This is a genomic window from Nonomuraea aurantiaca (assembly GCF_020215705.1).
In the GTDB taxonomy this organism is placed as follows: Bacteria; Actinomycetota; Actinomycetes; order Streptosporangiales; family Streptosporangiaceae; genus Nonomuraea; species Nonomuraea aurantiaca.
This window is the reverse complement of record NZ_JAIWNB010000118.1, coordinates 1-1,265: the sequence shown is the minus strand read 5'-3', so window position 1 is coordinate 1,265 and position 1,265 is coordinate 1. Positions and strand designations below refer to the sequence as shown.

General features: G+C 67.7%; 1 protein-coding gene. It reads right to left on the bottom strand.

The window, feature by feature from the left end; genetic code table 11:
* Positions 1-45: 45 nt before the first annotated feature.
* Positions 46-1,206: an IS630 family transposase gene (locus LDL49_RS56425; protein WP_263656775.1), complete on the bottom strand. Its 1,161-nt coding sequence runs from the start codon at positions 1,204-1,206 to the stop codon at positions 46-48.
* Positions 1,207-1,265 lie beyond the last annotated feature (59 nt).

The window sequence follows — 1,265 nt, the reverse complement described above, 5'->3', positions numbered from 1 at the left end:
CTAGTGCTGTGACCGGAAACGATCGCCGGGTTGGATGACGAGGCTTCAGGCTGCGGAAGTCAGAGGTCGGCCGCCCCAGCGGATGCCTTTCTCGCTTCGGATGCGGGCGCGTTCGCGGCGTTGGGCGGCCAGCACGTCGGGGTGGCGGGCGTGGGTGTTGCGCCAGCGCAGGTAGGCGTGCAGGGCCCGCGTTTGGACGGTGTGGTTGGGATGGTTGGAGTTGGCCAGGGTGAACTGGCGTAAGGGTCCGAAGTGCGCCTCGATCGGGTTGGCCCAGGAGGCGTATGTCGGGGTGAACAGTAGTCTGACCTTGTGTTTTTTGGCCCACGCGTGGATGCGCCAGTTCTTGTGCGCCGACAGGTTGTCCAGGATCACGTAGATCGGGGCGCCGTCCGGGCGGGCGGCGCGGATGGACTTCAGGGCGGCCCAGGTGTTGTTGCTGCCCTTGCGCCGGTGGTTGACGCCCCACAGTAGGTCGTCGCCGACGGAGTAGCAGCCGTGGAAGTAGGTGACGCCGTGGGTGCGGTGGTAGGTGGCCGGCAGCCGGTCAGGCTCGCCCTGCGCTGCCCAGCCTGTCCCGGCGGTGGGACGAATGCCGAGCGGGCCGAACTCGTCGAAGGCGAAGGTGCGCTCGGGCCGCCGGGTCAGGGCGTACTCGATCTGGTCGAGTTTGGCGTCGAAGTCCGGGTCGGGTGAGTCCTTCCAGGTCTTGGTGCGCTGGAAGGTGATCCCGCGGCGGGCCAGCAGGGTGCGCAACGCTTCCCGGCCGAGGGTGAAGACGCGGCCGGGCAGGCGGCGCAGGTAGTCGAGCAGTTTGCGGATGGACCAGCGGGTGAAGGGCTGGCCGAGCTTGGCCGGGCGGGTGGTGGCCGTCGCCGCGACGAACTCTTCGTCGTCAGGACTCAGCAGGCGGGGACGGCCTCCCGCCCACTGAGGGTCCAGGCAGGCCAGCCCGATCTCGTTGAAGCGGTGAATCACATCGCGCACGGTGTCCTCATCGGCCTGCACCAGGCGCGCGATCACCGGCACCGTGTTGCCGCCGGCCGAGGCCAGCAAGATCATCGCCCGCCGATAGCGCACCGTGTTCATCGTGCCGCGCCGCACGATGCGCTGCAGCTTCTGCCCTTCTTGATCCGTGAGCCTGCGGACCTTGACCGGTTGCGTCACCTGGCCTCCTGAGCGCCGATCGAACGTGATCAGCACCATCCAATCGGCAGGAGCGACTTACACGCCAACCCGGTGATCGTTTCCGGTCACAGCACTAG

Excerpts from the sequence above, each read along its gene's own strand:
- LDL49_RS56425 (WP_263656775.1), bottom strand. The coding sequence starts at position 1,206 with ATGGTGCTGATCACGTTCGATCGGCGCTCAGGAGGCCAGGTGACGCAA.